Here is a 4,332-nt window from a genome sequence, read left to right as displayed (position 1 = left end):
TGCCGCGGGCATATAGGCGATCGACAGGGTCTGCTCCGACCTGCCCCTGGTCTCCACCACCGTATGCGTCACTCCGTCGATCACTGTTGTTGTGGTCAGCACCGTCGTCGACCCGCTCAGGCTGCGGCTAAAACTCCGGGTCGCTGCCCCGTTCACCGACTTGGTCAAAAGCCCGACATTGTGGAACGGAGGCGATCCGACGCCGGCGTCGGCCGTGTCATAGGTGTTGGCAGCCGTCACCGTGGCGGTCGTCTCGCCGGCCGCCTTCACCTGCTTGGTGAGCAGCCGGCCCATCTGATCATAGGCAAGCGTCGTCACCGCGCCGCGGGCATCCGTCTGGCTGACCAGACGGTTGGCATTGTCGTAGGTGTAGGACCAGTCGCCGAGATCAGGGTCACTCGCCGTCAGACGGTTGCCCAGGAGGTCGTAGGTGTAGGTCCAGGTGGCGCCGCCGTCATCGCGCACGCCCCTGAGCCGCCCCACGACATCATAGCTGCGGTATTCGTTGACCCAGGTCCCCGCCAATTGGCTGGAGGCCAGGATCACATTGTTGTCCTTGTCCGTGAGCGTGCGACGGAGCTTACTCTCCTCGTCAGTCATGCGGATATCCATCACCGGCAGATTGCTCGTACCCGTGATGGCGGTCGGCTGGACCAGGTAGGTATAGGTCCGCTGCGAGGCGTCCGGGTTGACGGTCTTCACCACCCGGTCCTGCCAGTCGTAGCTGTTGACCGTCCATTGCGCCGTCTCGTCGGCAAAGCGGGCAAAGGCCGCCTGCCAGACATTGCCGCGGGCATCATAGCTCGTATCGGTGATGCGCCGCTGGCCGCTGGCTGTCTCGCCTGGCGTCTGAACCCGCCATGGCCGGCCGAGGCCGTCGTAGAAGGTCCGGGTGAACACATCGCCCGTCCCCGTCGCCAGCGGCTCATAAGTGACCACCGCCTGGGATGCCGGATTGCCCTCGTTCTCATAACGGGTGTTGACGTATTTGCCGGTGCCCCAATGCGTATAGCCATAGGGCCGGCAGAACGGATCATAGGTGAACGTCTCCGTCACTCCGTTCCAGTCGATCTTGCGCGCCGGCTTGCCGCAGACATAGTCGTTGGTGAAGGTCGAGACGAACCGCGCATCCGCCGGTTGCCCGCCGGTGGCAAAATACTTCGGCGCCCGCTCCGCCACCACATGAAGGTGATAGTCCGGGTCATAGTCCCACTCCGTGCGGCTGCCCTCCCCGTCCACATGTGACAGCCGGTTGCCGTAAGCGTCATAGGTGAACAGCTCATTATAGGAGGCCTGCGTCGGTTCGAATGACTTGAACGATCCGAGCATCGTCAGATTGCCTTTGGTCGGCGGTGCCGTGATATCCGTGCTGCCGTCGTAGTACAGGGTCTGATGCTGCTCAAAGACATCCGTGGAGGTGCTGAACCCGCCCGAGCGGATATTGCGTGCCCTCGGCAGCGAGACGATATAGGCCGCCGTATTCGGTGTATAGGACGCCAATGTCCAGGTCTCGTCGCCGGCGAGGTCCTTGCGGCCGAAATCGCGGATCTCGCTGATATTGCCATAGGCGTCGAAGATCCGTTCCTTGCGCAGGATAAGCGAGGTCCCCGCCTCGGTCAGCGTCGTCTCGCTGGCCGTGTTCAGCGCCTTGTACGGCTTGGTCGCCGCATTGACCACATAGGTCTCGGCCACTGTCTTCGAGGCGGTGTTGGCGCTATTGCGCGTCACCGTCTTCTCCGGCAGGCCGTAGCTTGCCAGGTCCTGCCGGTAGGTCGTCTCGACCACAGGGCGCGCCGTCTCGCCATTGGCCAAGGGTTTGGTCACCGTGATCGTCTTGTAGCCCCAAAACTTGCGCGCCTTCGGGTCATAGAGGCCGCCTGCATAGGCATAGTCGGTCGCCGCCACCTGCCCGCGCCCGTCATACACCCGCAACCGCGTCACCGCATGCAGCACCTGCGGCATGAACACGTTCGACCACCGCGTCGACGGCGTGTAATCCACCCCAACCGTCCCGCCCGTCTCCAGCTTCACCGTTCGCAACAGGTTCGGGTTGCCGTCACCGGGTTGCGACATAAAGGTGATATCACCGCTCACCTCAGGCAGACCGTCTCCATTGAAGTCGCCCGCTGCCCAATAACCCTGCGGGATGACGTAATTCGACACTAAATGCTGGATTCCGGCCGCACCGAACCCTATGCCGGAGACAGCGATCCTGTCATGCGTGAACTCGAACTTTCCGTCGTTATCGAAATCTCGCAACGAGCTTTCGTTGTTCAGGGAAAATCCGCCGGACAAAACAAAGCCTGTGCCCGTAGAGAGCCACATCTGAGAATTGGATCCGTTCCAGAAAACGATGTCGGTCGTGCCGTCGCCGTTGAGATCTCCCAACCTGCAAATAAAGGGGGTTCCGCAGTTTGGGCCAGCCGGAGCGCCGATCCAGGCTCCATCGACGTTTCGCAAAACGAGAGCGCTAGGGTGTACGAGGAATAAGCTTTGACGCCCGTTTGCTGCGAAATCCCCCACACTTGAGGGAGTATCGCCACCGACATACGCGATGTTGTCGACACCATCTCCATCGAAATCCAATGAGACAAGGCCGGCGAGACTTGGAGCCTCATGAGGGGCAGTGCTGCAGGCGGTGACGAAGGGTGGCGTCGCGCACCCCTCCAGCGTCAGCGTCCAATTCGGTCCAACCTTATAGACAAAATCCTGCCACCGGGTAACGATCTCTGGCCCTTCAAAAGTACTGGAAGATGAGGCGATTACGATATCCTTGCCATTTGCCGCGGTGTGGCGACCGGCGAACCACCTGAGGCTTCCAGGAGTATTGCCGTAAACCTGCGTCAGGGCCGGCAGAGTCGATGTCAAGACCGACTGTGTCGTCAAATTTGGGCCGAGAAGTTTCGTGAAGGCCAGATGGTATCGAATACCTCCGCCAGTGGATGGATCGTTGCCGTCCCCGCAGCCCTCACAAAGGGTCTCCTGGTAGATCTGAAACGATTCATCCTGACCATCAAAATCGACATCGAGATTGACTCCTCCAACGAAAGTCCCGGTTGGATACGTCCCAATAAGCTGGCTTACTTGCTGGGGCGCATAGTTGAAGTTGGCATTATCATACGTCATCTGCCTGATGGTCTTGAATGTGGTTCCGGTGACGACGCCGGCGGCGGAGACGGTGGCGTCGTCACCGTAGCGGTCGACCTTGGTCAGCCGCGAGGCGTTCGAGAACGGCGCCTGGTCGTAGGTCAGCGTATAGGCCGATCGCAGTTCCCCGCCGACCTTCACCGCGATCGTTCTGATCCGCTGCTTGGTATAGGACAGCCCAAGGCCGTTGGCCATCACCAGGTAGTCCGGCCGCGCCTCGTAATGGAAGTTGACGCTCATCCCGCCGTAGCTGACCACCGACGGATAACACACCGGCAGGTCCGGGCAGGTATAGGCATAGTTGACGGCATTGCCGTTGGTGTCGGTCACCGACGACAGCAGGAAGCGACCGTCATGCTGCAGCTGATAATCAGGCGTGCCGGACGCCGGCGTGCTGCCGGCAATCGCCATCACCGATTTAAACAGCGACACCGTTCCGTCGCGGTCGGTCACCGTCCACGTGTTGGCGGTGGCATCGAAGATCACCCGCTTGAAGTTCTCGTTCTCGGTCACATGCGTGCCGCCGGCCGAGCAGGAGGCGGCCACCATGCCGGTGGCGCAACGCACCAGTTCCTCGCCGTTCAGCAGATAGACGTCATTGCCATCGAAGAACGGATAACCGTAGCCGGGCGTCGCCCGCTCGATCACGTCGAAACCGTCAACCCCCCAGGCATAACCGAGCCAGCCCTGGTAAAGGCCGCCCAGCCGGGTCTTGCGCGACGAACTGTAGTTCAGCGAAAGCTTCGGCTCCAGGCCGCGGAAGCCGGGAACCTCGATGCCGATCTTCTGGGTGAAGAAGCCATTGCCGGTGATCTCGGGCATCGACGCCTTTTCGGGCGCATTCAAGGAGGAGCCGCCGCCTGCGGATCCCGCTGCAGCGGCCATGGCCGACATTGCCTGAGGCTCAAGCGCACCATCGGCATCCTTGCCACTGGCATCCGCCGTGCCGGACTGTGTGTCTTCGCCCAGCTTAACGGCCGGCTTGCCCAGTGCCGTTCCAGGCACGCTTATACCCGCCTTGTCGGTCTGATCTTCGACGCCAGCGGCCTTGCCGTCACTGCCCCCCAAACCATTGCCCTGCGGCTTTCCCAGCCCCAGCGTCCGGTCCACCGCACGGTCGTTCGATGACGCGCCGGCCCCCGCCCCGGTCCTTGTCCCTGGCTCGAGCGCCTCGGCACCCGAACC

General features: G+C 61.7%; 1 protein-coding gene. It reads right to left on the bottom strand.

Annotation, left to right across the window (positions count from 1 at the left end; all coding sequences use genetic code 11):
• On the bottom strand, positions 1 to 4,332 hold a 4,332-nt coding region (locus MOV61_RS28680), incomplete at both ends, for a toxin TcdB middle/N-terminal domain-containing protein (protein WP_309493872.1).

This window comes from Neorhizobium sp. BETTINA12A, assembly GCF_023006485.1.
GTDB lineage: Bacteria > Pseudomonadota > Alphaproteobacteria > Rhizobiales > Rhizobiaceae > Neorhizobium.
The sequence above is the reverse complement of the archived record's forward strand: the minus strand, read 5'-3'. Positions and strand labels throughout refer to the sequence as shown.